The following is a 16,260-nucleotide window of genomic DNA, read 5'->3' as shown; positions in this document are numbered from 1 at the left end:
CGGAGACGGCGGCGGCACGGGGGTGCAGAGTGAAGATCGTGAGCAGAAGCCGCAGCACGTCCGATCTGAACGAGGAGTGTCCCGTATGAGCGCTCAGCCCGAATCACAGCTCCCGAGGGCGATGCGGGTGCATCCCGAACTCGTCCCGGCATTCGAGGCGTTGCCGCAGTCGGCCTTCGATCCGTACGAGGACATCGAGGGCACCCGCGCGCGGTTCCACAAGATGCTGGCCGCGTTACCGGCCGACCGTACGGGGGTGCACAGCGAGCGGTTCGAGGTCCCACGGGCGGACGGCGGTGCCCTGACGGTCGAGGTCTACCGGCCGGAGGGCGGGGCGGGTGCCGGCTCCGGAGCGGACACCGCCCCGGGGCGGGGTGGTCGGGCAGCCGGCTCCGAGGGGGCCGGTCGCGGCCTGCCCGCCGTGCTGCACTTCCACGGTGGCGGGTTCGCCATCGGCCGGTCGCTTCCGGGGCAGGACCACACGGCGATCGCGCTCTGCCGTGAGCTGCCCGCCGTAGTCGTCACCGTCGAATACCGCCTCGCCCCGGAACACCGTTATCCGGCCGGGGTGGAGGACTGTTATCGCGCCCTGGAATGGACGGCGGAGCGGGCCGCCGAGCTGGGCATCGATCCCGCGCGGATCGCCCTCGCCGGCAAGTCCGCGGGCAGTGGGCTCAGCGCCGCGGTCGCCCTGATGACCCGGGACCGCGGCGGCCCGGCGGTCGTCCACCAGTCGCTGTGCATCCCGGATCTGGACGACCGGGTCGGGGCGGAGGAGCGCGCTGCGGAGGCCGACGGGGCCGAGGACGCGCGGGTGACCACCCGGCGGAGCGTGCAGCGGACGTGGCGGCACTATCTGCCGGCGGGGACGGCCGTGGCGGACGCCTATGCCGCGGCCGCGCGCGCCACCGACCTGTCCGGGCTGCCGCCGGCCTCTGTGCTGGTCTGCGATCTCGATCCGATGCGCGATGCGGGCCTGGCCTACGCCCGGCGGCTGATGGACGCCGGGGTGCCGGTCACGGTCCGCAATGTGCCCGGCGCCTGGCACGGGTTCGAGCTGGTCGCGCCGGACAGCCGGGTGGCGAGGGAGATGTCGGCGTACTGGACGGGGCAGTTGAGGGCGGCGCTGTATCCGGTGGCGGCCTGAACCGGAGGCCGGTTCTCCCCCGCCTGAGCGGGGCGCCGGGGCTCAGTCCGGGGCGCCCGGCGTCTCCGTGGCCGGGTCCCCGACGGTGGAGATCAGGCCACGGGTGATCCGCGTCATCGTCCCGACCAGCAGCTCGCGAGGCTGGTCGGGGCGCTCCAGCCACCACAGCGCGAGGCCGTACAGCGCGCTGCGGATCGCCTCCCCCAGGGGCTCCAGCTCGGCCTCGGGGATACCGGGCACGAACGCGCGCAGCAGCTCCACGTCCGTTTCGCGCTGCCGGCGCTGCAGTTCGCGGTGGAAGGCCTGCACCTGGGCGTCCCCGGTGGTGTCCCGGAACATCATCCGCCAGGTGTACGGGTGGCTCTCCACATACCCGAACCAGGCGTCGTACATCGCCGTCATCCGGGTGTCCAGATCGCCCTCGCCGTGCAGGAGTTCGCGGACCGGGGCGGCGGCCAGCGCGTCGCGGTGCCGCTCCAGCAGGGCGAGGTGCAGCTCCTGTTTGGAGTCGAAGTGGCGGTAGAGCATCGGCTTGCTCAGGCCCGCCTCGGCGGCGATCTCCCCGATGGTGGTGCCCGCGAAGCCGCGCTCGGCGAACAGCCGGGCCGCGACCTCCTCGATACGTGTCCTGGCTTCCGCGCGCGCGGCGCGGCTCCGGTCGATCTCGCTCATCCGGGCCCCTCCCTGCGATCTGGCTCAAATCCGGTGGTGAATTCGGATCGCCATGGCCGGTGCGATCGAGCATACTGGATCGTGTACCACTTGGTATACGCACGAGTAACTCTGGGATGCGGGGGCTCATATCGTGATCGTTTCCGTGCATATCGCCGACGTCGGCGTCCGTGCCGTGCGCAGTGTCCTGCGTGCGCGCCCACGGCCCGGGGCGACCCCCGGCCTGCGGTACGCCGAGACCATGCTCACCGGCGCCATCGCGGCCGGACCGCCCAAGGTGCGCCCCGGCCGCGCCGCACTGCTCGCCTCGTGGGACGACGATGCCGCGCTCGACCGCTTTCTCGCCGAGGACCCGCTGGCGCGGCTGCTGGCCGGCGGCTGGCAGGTGCGGTTGCGGCCGCTGCGGTTCTCCGGTTCCTGGGGCCCGATGCCGGTCGAGATCGGGCCAGGCACCGCGCAGGACGAGCAGGACGGGCCGGTCGCCGTGCTCACCCTCGGGCAACTGCGGCTGCGGCGCGCCCTGCCGTTCCTGCGCGCCAACTCCCGCGCCGCCGGCCGGGCCGCCGCCGACCCCTCGATGACCGCTTCGGTCGCCCTGGCCCGGCCACCCCGCTTCGTCGGCACCTTCTCCCTGTGGCAGAGCGCGTCGGCGATGCAGCGCTACGCCTATGGCTCCGCACAGCCCGAGCACAAGGAGGTGATCAGGGACCACCAGGAGAAGCCGTTCCACCACGAGGCCGGATTCCTCCGATGCCGCCCCTACGGCGCACAGGGCCGTCTGGACGGCCGCGAACCGGTCACCGAGGCGGGCCTGGCACCGCGCATACCGTGAGGTCCGGCGGGTCGGCGCATCCGCACGGGCGAGCGGGGCGAGGCGAGGCGAGGCGAGGCACCCGCGCGGGCGAGCGGGGCGGGTGGGCGACGCGGCCGGTGTGGGTGACGGGGATGGTGTGGGTGACGGGGACGCATGGCGCGTGCGGGGTCAACTGGCGGTGGCTGTGCGGGCAGGCGGCACGGGCGCGCACCGGTGGTGACGGGCGGAAGAGAGGCGGGGCCCAACGGGTAGCGACGGGCGGGCGAGCGGCACGGGCCCGCAGGTGGCGCTGGGTTGTGGTCGGTGGCGCGGGTCCCACGGGGGTGGGCCCGCATGGCCACAGGCCAGAGCCGGGCAGGCCCGGCGGTTGTTCGGCGGCGTGGGCTCAACGGGGGTGAGTCCGCGTTGCCGCCGGCAGAGGCCGGACGGGTCCCGGCAGCTGTTCGGTGACGCGGGCCCCCGGAGGTGAGCCTGCGTCACCACAGGCAGCGGCGGGCGGGCCCGGCGGTTGTGGGGCGTCGTGCCGTCGCGGGTTTGCGGCGTCATGGTGGTGGTTCTGTCCGGTGCGTACAGTGCGACGCCGTCCGTCGCGACCGTCCCACACCGCCGGGCAGCGGTCCCGACCCCCTTGCCGTGCGATGCCGTGGCGCCCTGGGGATCTGTCCGGTACGTCCTAGACTCGCCGAGGGGTGCCCGGTGGTGAGTGGTGGGTGCCTTCGGGGGTCGGTGAGTGGTGGTGCGGTTTTCGTGTCGGAAGGCTGCGAGGGCTGTGAGAGACGTGGTGTCCGGGTGGTGCAGCCTCACTGGTTCAGGTCTTCCCCAAGGGGAGCGGAGCGGCTTCAATCGCTGGACGGATGAGATGAGTTGGCGGCGGAGGGAGTCGGCTGGATGGGTGCCGGGAGCGGGATGAACGCTGGGGCGGACGGATCTGCCGGGCACGGCGCGAACGCGGGCGCGGGTGCGGACGCCGGAGCGGGTGCAGGTGCGAGTGCCGGTTTGGGTGCGGTGGTGGGGGCCGGCGCGGCGGCGGGTGGGAGTGGGGGTGAGCTGGAGCGGGTGAATCCGGGGCATCTCGCGCCGCCGACCGGGTTCAGTCATGCCGTGCGCGCGGCTCCGGGCACCCTGGTGTTCCTCGCCGGCCAGACCGCGCTCGACGGTGCGGGCCGGATCGTCGGTGACGGGGTCGTCAAGCAGTTCGAGCGGGCGCTGAGGAACCTTCTGGACGTCGCGGCGGCGTCCGGTGCCGGTCCGTCCGATCTCGCCAAGCTCACCGTCTTCGCCGTCGATGTCGCGGACTACCGACGGCATGCGCGCGAGATCGGGCGGGTGTGGAAACGGCTGGTCGGCGGCGACTATCCGGCGATGGCCGTGATCGGTGCCACCCGCCTGTGGGACGAGGCCGCGCTGGTCGAGATCGAGGGCATCGCCGTCGTCCGCTAGGGCATGTCCGCCAAGTCCCCTCGTCCGCCCGGAGGGCGGGGCTCGCGGCGTCTGGTGCACTTCGCTCGTGTACTCGCTTCGTCTCTCTCGGCTCCTCGGAGGAGCCACGGGATGTCGGGCGCGCTCGCGAGGTGGAGGGGCGTCCTCGTAGTGGGCCCACGTGGACGATCCCGACAGCGCAGCATGGGGGTCCGGTCTTCCGCGCGCATAAGGCGTGTGGGCGGAGTGCGTGCGGGGGGGGGCGCCTCCCAACGGTAGCTGGGGGAACGTCGCGAGCCGGACGGGACTTGCGGACACGCCCTGACTGACGGACCGGCCGGTCCGGCGGCCCTGGCCGGTTCCCGGTCCCCAGCCGGTTCCCGCCGCCCCGGCCCGCTCCCGGTTCGCCAGCCCGTTCCCCGCGCCCCAGCCCGTTCCCGGCGCCCCGGCCGCCGTTCCGCGCGGCCGCCCAACCCCGTTCCGTACCAGCCAGGGGCCCCGTTCCGTACACACCAGGGGCGCCCGTCCCGCCGGTCTTCCGGCGGGGCGGGCGCCCCTGGTGGTGTTCTTGGACGTACGCCCCGTGCTGTACCACGCTGATGCGTCACCCCGTTCGGTGGGGAGTGCGGCCGGTCAGTTGCGGCTGCGTGCCATCCCCACCGGGTCCTTCTTGAACGCCCAGGTCATCTTGGGTTCCATCGCCCAGCGGAAGGCCCGCTGCACGGGTGGTGTGCACAGCAGCGTGACCACGGTGCCCGCGATCAGCGTGAGCACGACCGCGCCCCACGGCGTGTGCATCCACGGGTTGTCGTACCAGTCCCAGAAGCGCGAGCCCTTGGCGAGGAAGCCGTGCAGCAGGTAGCCGTAGAGGGTGCCCGCGCCCAGCGCCGTGCACCACATCGTGCGGCCCGGAATCCAGGCGAAGAAGCAGGCCACCAGTACCAGCGAGCAGCCGAACATGGCCAGCGTCATCACCGCGCCGCTCCACCACGGGGCGGCGAGTTCCTGGGCGGCGTCACGGTGGTAGAACCAGGCGGCGTTCATCCGCGGGGCCGCCCAGTAGGCGAAGACCAGCGCCGCGGCGAAGACCGGTACGGCCAGGATGCGCGCCTTCTTGCGGCGGACCAGCTTGAAGTGCTCCGGCCGCAGCGACAGCCCGATCACGAAGAACGGCAGGAACTGCAGCACCCGCTGGAGGTCCATGTCGTCGCCGATGTCCGGGGACAGCGACGCCAGCACGGCGATGGTCAGCGCCAGCGGGACCGGCCAGCGCACGATCTTCCACAGCGGAGTGGTCAGCCGCCACACGAACAGGGCCAGCAGGAACCAGGTCAGATACCAGGGGTCCGTCAGGCTCACCGGGTAACCCGGGTCGTCGTCCGCCCACCTCTTGAAGAGCGTGTAGGCGACTTCGAAGAGGATGTACGGGACGGCGACGCCGGTAATCAGCCGCTGGAGCCGGTCCTTGCGCATATCGAAACTGCGCGAGAAATAGCCGGAGATGATGATGAACGCCGGCATATGGAAGGCGTACACGGTGATGTAGAGCGCGGCGGCGGAGCGGCTGCCGTCGCGCAGCGGCTCCCAGGAGTGCCCCATCGCCACCAGCACGATGGCCAGATACTTCGCGTTGTCGAAGAAGGCATCGCGCGGCTTCGCCGTGGCACCGGCCTTGGCATCGTTCTTCGCCTGGTCCGTGCCGCGGCCCTTGGCATGGCTTCTGGGCGCGGCGTGCGCGCTGCCGCCCGCCGCGGGCCGGTCGGCCGTCGCCGTCCCGGAGGCGGCCGCCGGTGCTCTCGTCGCCGTGGCCGTACGCGTGGCCGTGCCCGTGGTTCCGCCGGTCTCCGGCGGTGCCGGTGTGCCGGTCCGACTCAGCGTGTCATGCGACATCTGCCGCGACGGGGGAAGCGGCACCCGCCGTTCGCCGTACGCCGGATATTCGTTCTTCAAGGAGCCTCCCGAAAGGTTCCCAGGGGAGGAGCTGGACGCTGGCCCGCGCCGGGCCGTATATCGGAACCCAAAAGCCAAATCCTGCGTCTTAGTTCTTTTACGGGGAGTGTGGCGGCGTCGAACATCCCAGGCACCTTAGCCCCGCGGCGGGAATCACGTAAATCCCCGCCGGTCACGGCCACACACGGCGCATCTGCCCTCCACAGCACCTTCACGCACGGTGGACGGCAGGCCGGGCCGCGAGTGCGGGCCGGCACCCTGAGAGATCTGGACAATGCTGCCTTAATCTACGGCTGTTGCCCCTATTGAATAACACCTTCGACGCCTCTGGCTCGCACGGACCGCGCGGTGGTGTTCTTCGCCACGTCCCACGCATAGACCTCCAACCGGCGGCCGTGCGGGCCGCGCAGCCGGTGCACGGCGGCCAGCCAGTGTGAACTCAGCGCGGACACACGGGGGTTGATCTGGTCCGCGAACCGCGCATAGCGCGCCAGGTCGCGCACATCGGGCGCTCCGAGAATGCCGGTACGCACCTGCGGTACAAGTTCGTGCACGGTTTTCACGCACCGCACGCAGAAGCTCTGGACCACCAGCCTGCTACGGACATGGTCGCGATCCAGCCACCCTCGTGCCCGTAGTTCACGGATGACCTGTGCCTCGATTCCGGGATACTTCTCGGGGGCCTTGATCTCCAGCAAAAGGCGCTGCCCGTTATGGTCCAGACGGCGCAGGTAGGCGGCGAGTGTGGGCACCCGCTCCCCTCGGAAGCGCTTGCCGAACCAGCTCCCGGCGTCCAGCCGCGCGATCTCGGCGGCGGTGAAATCCCCCACCCGCCACGGCGCCCGCCCGGGAAACACCCGGGCCGCGTCCGTCGTCCGCCGCAGCGTGGTGTCGTGCAGCACCACCAGGCGGCCGTCCCTGCTCCGCTGCACATCGTTCTCGACCCAGACGAACCCGCGGCGGTGGGCGGCGTCGACGGCGGCGAGGGTGTTCTCGGGTGCGTAGCGGGAGGCGCCGCGGTGGGCGATCACCCGGGTCGCCGCGGTGCCGGGTCCGGCCCGCGTCCCGCTGCTCACGGCGACGTCCGCGAACTCGTCCGGTCCGGTCGCCATCGCGGACGCCGACACCGCGGCCAGCGTCAGGTAGGCGAGGCCGGCGGCGGGGACGCGCAGTGATCTCCGAAGCATGCGGCGGCCTCCTGCGTCCGCTCACCCGACGGCGCCGGCCGCGTCGGGCGTGCCCCCACAGGCTCTTCCTCCCGTCCAGGAATGCCGCTGTCTCCTCAACATGCCCGCATCCCGCGCCACCCGCCACGCGAGGACCGGCCGCCACCACTCCGCCGCGCCCGCCCCGGCGGCCTCCTTCTCGCAGGTCAGGTGGGTGGGGGTGAGGTGCGGAGGGGGTGGGCGGGGCGGTGCCGGACGGCCCGCCATCCGTGCGGCGGGGGCCGGGCCGTACGTCGGCGACGGGCGGGCGGAGAGGGGCCGTGTGGGCGCGGCGGGACGGAGGTCGCGGCGGGCCGGAGGGACCCCCGCCCCGTACGGCCGGTGGCATGCCGACGGCCCCCGGCACGGACGGGCACGGCTTCCCGTACGGCCCGTACCGGGGGCCGCCGGCCCGGCACCGGGCCGGGCGCCACGGCGGCGGCGCCGGTCTCGCGGGGCTCACCGAGCGGGTCGGCGCCGTCGGCGGTGCCCTGGAGGCGGGCCCGCACGGGCAGGGGTGGCGGGTCGGTTGCCGGCTGCCGGTGCCCGCCGTCCGCTGCCCCCTCCCTGCCGGGCCGTCCGCCGACCCGGTCTCCGCCGCTCGGGCCGCCGGCGCGGCGTACGGATTCCCGGCGGGACCGTCGGGTACGGCCCGGCCGGGCTCACGAGGGTCGCCGCCGAACCGGTCGCGGCGCCCTGGGCATTGGCGCCGGGTGCGGCGGAATCGCCTTCTGTGGCGTCGAGTTGGGAGTCGCGGTGCCGCGCGGCGTCAGGGTGGGTCCGGGACGGCAGGGCGACCGGTCCGCCGGGGGTCACGGGGCGGGACGGCCGTCGCTGGACACGGGCCGGGGCGCGGCATCGGGCCCGGTGCGGACTGGCGTCCGTCACCAACGCCCTGACCTGGTCTTTCTCTTGGCGGGGAGAGCGCTGCCGACGGCGCTCTCCCGTATGTCGATCACGTTACAGAGGTCGATGAGCGGCTGTTACCCAGCTGTCAGGCCGCCGAGAAACGCCCCTCATAGCTTCTGTTACGCCCCAATGGTCAACACGATGGAGCGAGAACCATGAAGCGCACCACGAGCATCGCCCGGCGCCACAAGACGGCCCTCGGCACGGCACTGGCCTGTGTCGCCGTCCTCGGCACGGTCGCCACCGCCACCGGGGCGCAGGCCGCCACGGCCTCGGAGCACACCGCGAGCGCCGCCCGCACCAACAGCACCCCCTACGTCATGAACCACATCGGCGAGGAGCACGCCGACAAGGGCAAGGCCGAGCGCAGCCCCGAGGCGCTGGTGCTCTCCGAGTTCACCTCGATGGACAACCTCGACTGGAAGGAGTGGGGCACGAAGAAGGCCGTCGCCACCGGCGAGGTCACCGGCATGTGGTGCCTCGAAACCTGCCAGGACAAGCCGCTGAAGGGCACCCTCACGCTCTCCGACCCCAAGACCGTGAACGGCAAGAAGGTCTTCTCGTCCTTCACCCTGAAGCTGGCCGGCGGCAACGGTGCGTACGATTCCGAGGACCTCAAGGGCAAGCAGCACCTCGCCACCACCTGACGGAGAAGACTCCCGATGAACAAGCCCACGGCCCTGCTCACCGTCTGCGTACTGGTGCTGGCGGCCGTGGGCTGCTCGGGGTGCGGCCCTTCCGAGCAGCCTCATGTCGAGGGCCCCGCCCCGAGCCCCAGCCAGGTCAGCGGCCCGGTCTATGTCTCCGACACCCTGGGCCATCCGCTGACCCGCCCCACCGGGTTCGGGCTCACCGAGTTCTCCTCGGTCTCGCAGCTGAGCTGGCGCTCCTGGGGGCAGGGGAAGGCCGTGGCCACCGGCAGGCTGCGCGGCATGTGGTGCATCCCCCACTGCCCCCGCAACGGCTATCCGGCCACCATCGAACTCAGCCGTCTGCAGCGCCGTGAGAACGTCTCGTACTACACCTTCGCCACCGTACGGTCCGCCCACCTCCCGCCCCCCGACACGGACGACCTCAGCGCGGTGCGGCTGCCTCTCCCCGAGCCCTAGGAACCACCCATGACCGACGTGCTGCTCGTGGAGGACGACTCCCTGTTGCGGGAGGCCACCCAACTGTCCCTGGAACGCTACGGATACCGGGTGCGCGCGGTTTGCGACGGGCTGGCCGGGCTGGCGGCGTTCCGTGAGCGGGTGCCCGATGTCGCCGTGCTGGACGTGATGCTGCCGCGCCTCGACGGGGTCGGGCTGGTACGTCTCCTCCGGGCGGAGAGCCCGCTGCCGGTGCTGATGGTGTCGGCGCGCACCGACCCGGTGGACGTCGTCCTCGGCCTGGAGGCGGGCGCCGACGACTACCTCACCAAGCCGTACGACATCCCGGTGCTGGTCGCCCGGATACGGTCGGCGCTGCGGCGCGCCGCGGACGCCGCCCGGCGCGCGCCGCGCGCGGACGACCCGGTGCTGCGCTTCGGCGACCTCACGGTGGACACCGCCTCCCTGAAGGTCCGCCGGGCGGGCCGGCTGATCGGGCTCACGCCCACCGAGCGGCGGCTGCTGCTGGAGTTCGCGGCCGAGCCCGGGGTGGTGCTGTCGCGGGTCACCCTGCTGGAGCGGGTGTGGGACTACACCTGCGGTGGCGACACCCGGGTCGTCGACGTCCATGTACTCCGCCTGCGCACCAAGATCGGCCACGACCGCATCGTGACCGTCCGCGGGTTCGGCTACAAGCTCGCGCCCTGACCGCCATGGGACTCCGTACCAAGACCGCCCTGGTCATCGCCGCGACCGCGGCCATCGTCGCCACCCTCATCGGGCTGCTGGTGCACCAGCTCACCGCCGAGGACCAGCGGAAGAACGCGGCGCACGCGCTCGACGCCCGGCTCGTCGAGGCGGTGAGCGCCTACGCCTCCGGGGTCGACAACGGCGCCCTGGTGAATCCGCGGGGGCTGCCCGGCGCGCTCCGCCGGACCGTCACCGACCGCCCCGTGCGGGCCACCTTCCTCCAGCACGCCGACGGCTCCGCCCCGGTGCTGTGGGCGGCCACCCGCAGCGGCCGGGAGGTCATCGCGGTCCGGCGCTCCTACGCACCACAGGTCCGGGCCCTCGCCGACCTCGACCGGGTGCTGCTCGGCTCCGGGGCGGCCGTCACCGCGCTGGGCTGTGTGCTGGGCGTGGTCGCCGCGGCGGGAGCGGGGCGGCGGATCACCGCGTCCGCGCGCACCGCGCAGCGCATCGCGGACGGCGATCTGACGGACCGGGTGCGGCCCCGGGGCAAGGACGAGATCGCCCGGCTCGGCGCCGCCGTGAACACCATGGCCGACGCGCTCAGCGCCCGCCTGGAGGCCGAGCGCCGGGTCACCGCCGACATCGCCCATGAACTCCGCACCCCGGTGGCCGGACTGGTGACCGCCGTCGGACTGCTGCCGCCCGGCCGCCCGGCCGAGCTGGTCAGCGGCGGGGTGGACACCCTGCGCAGCGTGGTGGAGAACGTCCTGGAGGTGGCCCGGCTCGATGTGCCGGGCGTCGAGCAGGCGCAGTGCGAGGAGGTGCTGCCGAGCGCCCTGGCGCGGCGGGCGGCCGCGCTGGCGGGCGGGGACGTCGAGGTGCGGGTGGACGGCGAGTCGGTGGTGACGACCGACCACCGCCGGGTCGAGCGGATTCTGGCCAACCTGGTCGCCAACGCCCGGCTGCACGGCGCCCCGCCGGTGACCCTGGAGGTGACGGGGACCGCGGTGCGGGTACGCGACCACGGCCCCGGCTTCCCCGGCGAGCTGCTGACGCACGGCCCCCAGCGCTTCCGTACCGGCGCCCGGGAGCGGGGTGCCGGGGTCGGTCTGGGCCTGACCATCGTCGACGGGCAGGCGCGGGTGCTGGGTGCCCGGGTGACGTATGAGAACCCGCCGGACGGGGGCGCCCTGGCCGTCCTGGAGCTCGCGCCGGACGCCTGACGGAGAGCTCACGGGGTGCCGGATGCCGGGCGGCCCGGCGCCCCGGGACTGCGTGCCCCTGTGGGCCGAACGGCCGTACCCGACGCCCTACCGCGGTACGGGTGCGGGGACACCGCAGGGGAGCGACGCGGGCAGGCACGGCGCGAACCTACGGTCCCGGCATGACGAACCGATCCCCCGCCGGCGTGCGGCGTCCGGACAGCGTGTCGGGCCCCCCGCCCCGGCTGGCCGAGGCGGCCCGGCACGCCGGTCTCGCGGTGGCCCTGTTCCCCGCCGGTGCCCTCGCGGTCTGCTCCACCCTCGCCGGTCGCCGGGAGGCCGCCCGGCGGCGCTGGCTGCGCGCCGGGCCGCTGCCGCTCGGCGCCCCCGCGCCGGGCGCCGCCCGGCTGGTGTTCCACGGCGCGCTGACCATACTTCTCGGCGTCCTCGCCCTGCTGCCGGCCGGTGCGCTCGCCCTGGCGGTCGCCCGGGGGCCGCTGTACGGGTTCGTCGACCGGGCTCCGCACGACCACTCCTGGGGCGGCCCGTCCCTGGCCGGTGCCTGGCTGGCGCACTTCGCCGTCTCGCTGCCCTGTGTCGCCCTCGCGCTGGTCATACTGACCGGCGTCACCCGGCTCAACCGCCATACGACGGCCCCGCTGCGCGGTGAACGCCGCCCCGCCTGGGCGCTGCCCACCGCGGCCGTGGCCTGCGCCCTCGGCCTGCTCCTCGTCGTCGCCTTCGTGCGTCAGCTGCCGTAACCGGCGCCCGGAACACCGAAGTCCCCCGCCTCGGCCGAGACGGGGGACTCGCGGTGTGCCGCGACGGGGTCAGGCCTGGGGGAGGTTGAAGTAGATCATCGGGTTGTGGCGGCTCTCCCGGACCGGCTCGCTGAGGTTCAGTTCCTTCTTCACCTCGGCCAGTCGCGCCGTCACCTCGGGGGCCTTCGCCACGGACGGGGTGAAGTACTCGACGTTCTGGGCGGCCAGCCACTTGATGACCACCGAGCCCTCGCTCATGGGCTTGGGGCGGCGGCCGTGGAAGACGTCATGGACGCTGGTCGGGGTCCCGGGGCGGACCACCGGGAAGAGGTTGTCGATGTACCAGCGCGCGAAGCGGGCGCCGTGGTCGGCGTCGATGAAGAGGTAGTCGGTCTCCGCCGGGACCTTGGCGATGGTGTCCCGCAGATCGCCCTTGGTGAACGTCCAGCGGCCCTCGGAGAGTTCGGCCGGCACGTTCTTCACGACGTTGTCGACGATGTCGAAGGAGTAGAGGTGGCCGGTGCCGTTGTCCCGCAGCGCGCTCAGAATCCAGGTCGTGGACCAGCCGCGGAAGGTGCCCACCTCCACGACGACCTCGGGCCGGAGGTCACGCAGCAGCAGGTAGGTGATCTCCGCCTCGTAGTCGTCGAGCTGGGCCTTCACCGTCTCCTTGTTGTCCTGGAGGAACTTCCGCTGTGCGTCGCGCACCGCCCGCAGGTCATCCGCGTACTTCGCGTAGAGCGTGCTTATCGATTCGAGCGTGAGGGTGGACATCAATCCTCCGGAGGGGAGACGAGTGCGGGTACTGCGGACGTACGGACGAACATGGGCTGCTTCTACGGTCAGCGCGGCGGCGAACTACCTTCTCACATCACGTTATTGTTCGGTTATCGCTCCGTTGCGCACGGGTACCGTCCCGGTCCCGGACGGCCGTGGCCAGCACGGCGAGGACGAGGACGAACACCGGAATCCACCCGCACCGCGCCGCGGTCCACAGCGGGGCGCCGGGGCTGGTGTGCAGGCCCGGGAGGACCTGGCCGAGGCCCAGCGGGATGACGGTGGTGACGAGCATCGCGGTCTGGTGCCAGAGGAAGACCGTGAGGGCCGCGAGGTTGAGCAGGGCCACCGCCGCCCAGAGGAACTGCGCCGGGGTGGCGCGGAGTTGGTGCGCCACGGGGCCCGTGGGGGCCGGGGCGGTGACCGCGCGGCGCAGCGGGGCGCGCAGCAGCAGGGCCGCGCCCGACTGCGCGAGGCCGAAGGCGACCAGCGCGAGGCTGGGCGGGTGGAGGTTGGACAGGGCGACGCCGGGGGCGCCGGCCATGCCCGCGGGGTAGCCGCCCCAGAGGACCAGCGCCGCCATGGCACCGGCACCACCGAGCAGCAGCGCCACCGCCTGCCGTCCGCGGGCGAATCCGCCGGCCGCCCAGACCGCGCCGAGGCAGTACGGGACGAGCCAGCCCGCCGGGAGGTTCAGCAGGCGGAGGGCGTCGGCCCAGCCGCTGTCCGGGGACAGCGCGCGGCCGGCGTCCAGCGCGGCCACGACGAGGCAGGCCGCCACCGCGACGCGGGCCGGGGCCCGGTGCACCAGGGGAGTTGCCGCGATCAGCAGCGCGTAGACGCCGAGGAACCACAGGGGCGAGTACGCCAGCCACATCAGCGTGTGGATCGTCTCGTGGGCGGTGCCGGCGAGCACCAGGCCCAGCCAGACGAGCCCCCAGGTGAGGGCGAAGGCCGTCGCCGGGCGCAGGAGCCGGCCCAGCCGCCGGGTCAGCCAGGCCTGGTAGCCGATGCCGCGGGCCCGCGCCACGCGGTAGCCCTGGGCGCTGACCCGGCCGCCCACCAGGAAGAACACGGCCAGCGGCTGGAGCACCCAGGTCACCGGGGCGAGTCCGGGCCGGTCCCGCAGCGGGCTGTCGCCGGCCAGGTGGCCGCCGGCCTGGAGGACGACGCCGCTCACCAGCCAGTGGCCCAGGACCACGGCCACGAGGGCCAGCGCGCGCAGCACGTCCGCCGCCCGGTCCCGCTCCGCCGGGGTCGACGCGTCCAGGCGCAGCACCGCCGCGTGCAGGGCCTGCCAGGGGGTGCGCCGGGCGGGGCGGGGAGGCGGCGGGACGGGGAGCGGCGGCCGCCGGACGGGAGCCGGGCGCAGTTCCAGATCAGTCACCGGAGACCTCCGTGCCCCGGCCGAGCGCGATCAGGGATATGGCGCGCAGCGCCGGTCCGCCGGGGCGGAGGTAGTCGCTGTGGCTGCCGGGGCCCGCGGGGAAGATCCGCGCGCCGAACGCGGGGGTGACGGGGTCGGTGCCGAACCCGACCTGCTCGCCCAGCAGATCGAGGCTGACGTGCGGGACGCCCTCGATCCAGTCGGTGGCGCCGCGGCCCGCCCACACCGGGACGTGGGTGCGCAGTTCGGCCCGGGAGCGCACGCCCGTTCCCGGGCTGCCGAAGAGCACCACGTCCGCGAGGGCGGACTCGTCGCGCGCGTCCATGCGGCGCAGGGCGGTGGCGCACACCACGGAACCGTAGGAGTGGCAGAGCACCGCCACGGGGGCGGGGTTCACCGTCCGCAGGTCACCGAGCAGTCCGGCGAGGCGGCGGCCGCCGTCCAGCGCCCGGTCGGTGGACACGATGTCCCGGCTCATGGTGCGCGGCGCCGGGTAGCCGTACCAGGCCACCACGGCGGTCCTCCGGTCCGGCTGGAGCCTGCGCATCTCAGTGTGCAGCGCGCGGGCGCCGCCGTTCAACGACGCGTGGACGGTGCCCAGTTTGTCGAAGGTGTCGACGGTGGTGTCCGAGCCGGGCACCACGACCGCGATCCGGTCGGCGTGCGCGAGGTCGCCCAGGACCTCCACGGCCTGGCCGTCGCCGCGCGGGCTGAACGAGAGGAAGTGCCGGTCCTTCCGCGCCATGTGGGCGAGCACCCCGGCCCGGCCGTCGTCGCCCATGGCGCGGGCCGCGCGCGCGGACTCGGTGAGGAAACGGTGGTTCGCCGCGTACCGCGCGGCCAGTTGGTCCGCCCGTACGGCGGGCAGCATGGGCTGCGTCGGTGTGCCCGGCACCGTGGAGCGTGCCGCGGCGGCGACCGTCACCACGATGGAGCATGCGGTGAGGGCCATCGCCAGCCCACGCCTGAGACGTGCCGCGCGCATTCGCCGGCCTTCCTTCCTGTCCGTTCGGGGAACTGGAAGCCGAGGTTAATGACGCGGGCGGCGGGAGGAATCACACTGCGGAACGGACTTCGCGGTAGCTCTCAGGTAGGGGGTCGGCTACCCGCCGCGGGGCGCGCCGGCGGCCCGGAGGGCGGTGCGGACGGTCCCGTGGGACGGGCCGCGGAGGGTCAACCGGCCCGCTGTCACACCCAGTCCTGGTTTTCCCGGTGGTGCGCGGGAAACCCTGCGGTCCGTTACGCGGGCGGTATCGGGGAAGGCTGAGGTGTGGTGCTCGGCCGCACCGAGTTCCACCTGGTGTCCCGGGAGTTGACGGGGCGCTACGGCCCGGCCGGGAACCGGACGGTGGACGCGCTGCGCACCCTCGCCGTCCGGTTCCCGGCCGGTCCGCCGGCCCGTCAGCCGCTGGTGAGCAGCCTGCCCAGCTCGGTCACCAGAGAGGGCGCCTGTTCCAGCAGGTAGAAGTGGTCCCCGGGCAGCACCCGGAGCCCGAAGTCCCCCTCGGTCACCTCGGCCCAGGCCCGCATGTCCGCCTCCTCGACATGCGGGTCACGGTCGCCGAGCAGGGCGCTCACCGGCACCGCGATCCGGGGCGACGGCTCGGCCGGCCGGTAGTCGTCGATCAGCCGGTAGTCGGCGCGGATGGTGGGCAGCAGCAGCTCCCGCAGATCGGGGTGGTCGAGGGCGGCGGAGAACGTCCCGCCCAGCTCCCGCACATCGCGCACCAGCACCTCGTCGCTCGCCCGGGAGAGCCCGGAGGGCCGCAGCCGGGACGGGGCGCTGCGGCTGGAGACCACCAGCCGGCGCAGCACCCGCCCGTGGCGCCGCTCGATCCGCATCGCCACCTCGTGCGCGACCGAGGCGCCCATGCTGTGCCCGAAGAAGGCGAGCGGCCGGTCCAGGGCGGGCACCAGAGCCTCGGCGATCCGGTCGGCCAGCTCGTCCATCACCTCGACGGCGGGCAGCCCGATCCGGTCCTCCCGGCCGGGATAGCAGACCGCGGCCAGTTCGACGTCCGCCGGCAGCCACCGCGGCCAGTCACGGAAGAAGCTGGCCGCGCCGCCCGCGTGCGGAAAGCAGACCAGCCGCAGCCGGGGCTCGGGCACCGGCCGGGGCCGGCGGAACCACTCCGGGCCGAGGGCGCTGTGCGGCCCCCTCGCGGCGCGGGAAACAGTCATGTTCAACCCTTCGGGAGATACGGCACGGGGGAGGTACGACCGGGGCCGGACTCGG

Annotated in this window: 15 protein-coding genes; 8 read left to right on the top strand and 7 right to left on the bottom strand. The window is 73.6% G+C overall.

Annotated elements, in window-relative coordinates; translation table 11 throughout:
- Positions 1-85: 85 nt before the first annotated feature.
- Positions 86-1,147, top strand: coding sequence for an alpha/beta hydrolase (locus ACWC9R_RS24405; RefSeq protein ID WP_450734497.1), 1,062 nt, complete (start codon positions 86-88; stop codon positions 1,145-1,147).
- Between the two features lie 42 nt (positions 1,148-1,189).
- Here the strand turns inward: ACWC9R_RS24405 and ACWC9R_RS24400 are convergent, their stop codons facing one another.
- A complete protein-coding gene (locus ACWC9R_RS24400; protein ID WP_450734496.1) occupies positions 1,190-1,819 on the bottom strand; it encodes a TetR/AcrR family transcriptional regulator in 630 nt (209 codons plus the stop codon).
- Positions 1,820-1,952: 133 nt separating this feature from the next.
- Here ACWC9R_RS24400 and ACWC9R_RS24395 point away from each other — a divergent pair, with 133 nt between their 5' ends.
- Together ACWC9R_RS24395 and ACWC9R_RS24390 are read left to right on the top strand one after the other, a co-directional pair.
- The gene (locus ACWC9R_RS24395; protein ID WP_450734494.1) at positions 1,953-2,651 is read left to right on the top strand and encodes a spheroidene monooxygenase; all 699 of its coding nucleotides are present in this window, start codon (positions 1,953-1,955) and stop codon (positions 2,649-2,651) included.
- Between the two features lie 987 nt (positions 2,652-3,638).
- Positions 3,639-4,073 (top strand): RidA family protein, encoded by a 435-nt coding sequence (locus tag ACWC9R_RS24390; protein ID WP_450734557.1) that lies wholly within the window; start codon positions 3,639-3,641, stop codon positions 4,071-4,073.
- Positions 4,074-4,685: 612 nt separating this feature from the next.
- Here the strand turns inward: ACWC9R_RS24390 and ACWC9R_RS24385 are convergent.
- Positions 4,686-6,002 carry an acyltransferase family protein gene (locus tag ACWC9R_RS24385; RefSeq protein WP_450734492.1) on the bottom strand — a complete coding sequence of 439 codons (1,317 nt, stop codon included), beginning with the start codon at positions 6,000-6,002 and terminating at the stop codon, positions 4,686-4,688.
- 302 nt (positions 6,003-6,304) lie between these two features.
- Positions 6,305-7,189, bottom strand: a complete 885-nt coding sequence (locus ACWC9R_RS24380; RefSeq protein ID WP_450734490.1) for a glycerophosphodiester phosphodiesterase — start codon at positions 7,187-7,189, stop codon at positions 6,305-6,307.
- A gap of 1,082 nt (positions 7,190-8,271) precedes the next feature.
- Between ACWC9R_RS24380 and ACWC9R_RS24375 the strand changes: the two genes are divergently transcribed.
- From ACWC9R_RS24375 to ACWC9R_RS24355, 5 genes are all read left to right on the top strand, one after another.
- Entirely contained in the window at positions 8,272-8,763 is a 492-nt protein-coding gene (locus ACWC9R_RS24375; protein ID WP_450734488.1) for a hypothetical protein, read from the top strand.
- 15 nt (positions 8,764-8,778) lie between these two features.
- Positions 8,779-9,225 (top strand): hypothetical protein, encoded by a 447-nt coding sequence (locus tag ACWC9R_RS24370; RefSeq protein WP_450734486.1) that lies wholly within the window; start codon positions 8,779-8,781, stop codon positions 9,223-9,225.
- Between the two features lie 9 nt (positions 9,226-9,234).
- Complete coding sequence (locus ACWC9R_RS24365; protein WP_450734484.1) at positions 9,235-9,912, top strand: response regulator transcription factor; 678 nt, start codon at positions 9,235-9,237, stop codon at positions 9,910-9,912.
- A 5-nt stretch (positions 9,913-9,917) separates the two neighbouring features.
- Positions 9,918-11,120, top strand: a complete 1,203-nt coding sequence (locus ACWC9R_RS24360) for an ATP-binding protein (RefSeq protein WP_450734482.1) — start codon at positions 9,918-9,920, stop codon at positions 11,118-11,120.
- A 161-nt stretch (positions 11,121-11,281) separates the two neighbouring features.
- A complete protein-coding gene (locus ACWC9R_RS24355) occupies positions 11,282-11,860 on the top strand; it encodes an NUDIX domain-containing protein (protein WP_450734480.1) in 579 nt (192 codons plus the stop codon).
- Positions 11,861-11,929: 69 nt separating this feature from the next.
- Here the strand turns inward: ACWC9R_RS24355 and ACWC9R_RS24350 are convergent, their stop codons facing one another.
- The 4 genes from ACWC9R_RS24350 to ACWC9R_RS24335 all read right to left on the bottom strand — a co-directional run bounded on the left by ACWC9R_RS24350 (position 11,930) and on the right by ACWC9R_RS24335 (position 16,205).
- Positions 11,930-12,634, bottom strand: coding sequence for a class I SAM-dependent methyltransferase (locus tag ACWC9R_RS24350; RefSeq protein ID WP_450734478.1), 705 nt, complete (start codon positions 12,632-12,634; stop codon positions 11,930-11,932).
- Between the two features lie 97 nt (positions 12,635-12,731).
- Positions 12,732-14,024, bottom strand: a complete 1,293-nt coding sequence (locus ACWC9R_RS24345) for an acyltransferase family protein (RefSeq protein ID WP_450734476.1) — start codon at positions 14,022-14,024, stop codon at positions 12,732-12,734.
- The gene (locus ACWC9R_RS24340; protein WP_450734474.1) at positions 14,017-15,009 is read right to left on the bottom strand and encodes an alpha/beta hydrolase; all 993 of its coding nucleotides are present in this window, start codon (positions 15,007-15,009) and stop codon (positions 14,017-14,019) included. The genes ACWC9R_RS24345 and ACWC9R_RS24340 overlap by 8 nt, the downstream gene beginning before the upstream one ends.
- Before the next feature lie 416 nt (positions 15,010-15,425).
- The gene (locus ACWC9R_RS24335; protein ID WP_450734472.1) at positions 15,426-16,205 is read right to left on the bottom strand and encodes a thioesterase II family protein; all 780 of its coding nucleotides are present in this window, start codon (positions 16,203-16,205) and stop codon (positions 15,426-15,428) included.
- Positions 16,206-16,260 lie beyond the last annotated feature (55 nt).

Source organism: Streptomyces sp. NPDC001219 (genome assembly GCF_053597915.1).
The sequence above is the reverse complement of the archived record's forward strand: the minus strand, read 5'-3'. Positions and strand labels throughout refer to the sequence as shown.

Bases quoted from the DNA above. Each gene is read 5' to 3' on its own strand.
- ACWC9R_RS24380 (WP_450734490.1), bottom strand. From the start codon at position 7,189: ATGCTTCGGAGATCACTGCGCGTCCCCGCCGCCGGCCTCGCCTACCTG.
- ACWC9R_RS24360 (WP_450734482.1), top strand. From the start codon at position 9,918: ATGGGACTCCGTACCAAGACCGCCCTGGTCATCGCCGCGACCGCGGCC.
- ACWC9R_RS24340 (WP_450734474.1), bottom strand. From the start codon at position 15,009: ATGCGCGCGGCACGTCTCAGGCGTGGGCTGGCGATGGCCCTCACCGCA.
- ACWC9R_RS24335 (WP_450734472.1), bottom strand. From the start codon at position 16,205: ATGACTGTTTCCCGCGCCGCGAGGGGGCCGCACAGCGCCCTCGGCCCG.
- ACWC9R_RS24375 (WP_450734488.1), top strand. From the start codon at position 8,272: ATGAAGCGCACCACGAGCATCGCCCGGCGCCACAAGACGGCCCTCGGC.
- ACWC9R_RS24355 (WP_450734480.1), top strand. From the start codon at position 11,282: ATGACGAACCGATCCCCCGCCGGCGTGCGGCGTCCGGACAGCGTGTCG.
- ACWC9R_RS24350 (WP_450734478.1), bottom strand. From the start codon at position 12,634: ATGTCCACCCTCACGCTCGAATCGATAAGCACGCTCTACGCGAAGTAC.
- ACWC9R_RS24400 (WP_450734496.1), bottom strand. From the start codon at position 1,819: ATGAGCGAGATCGACCGGAGCCGCGCCGCGCGCGCGGAAGCCAGGACA.
- ACWC9R_RS24370 (WP_450734486.1), top strand. From the start codon at position 8,779: ATGAACAAGCCCACGGCCCTGCTCACCGTCTGCGTACTGGTGCTGGCG.
- ACWC9R_RS24365 (WP_450734484.1), top strand. From the start codon at position 9,235: ATGACCGACGTGCTGCTCGTGGAGGACGACTCCCTGTTGCGGGAGGCC.
- ACWC9R_RS24405 (WP_450734497.1), top strand. From the start codon at position 86: ATGAGCGCTCAGCCCGAATCACAGCTCCCGAGGGCGATGCGGGTGCAT.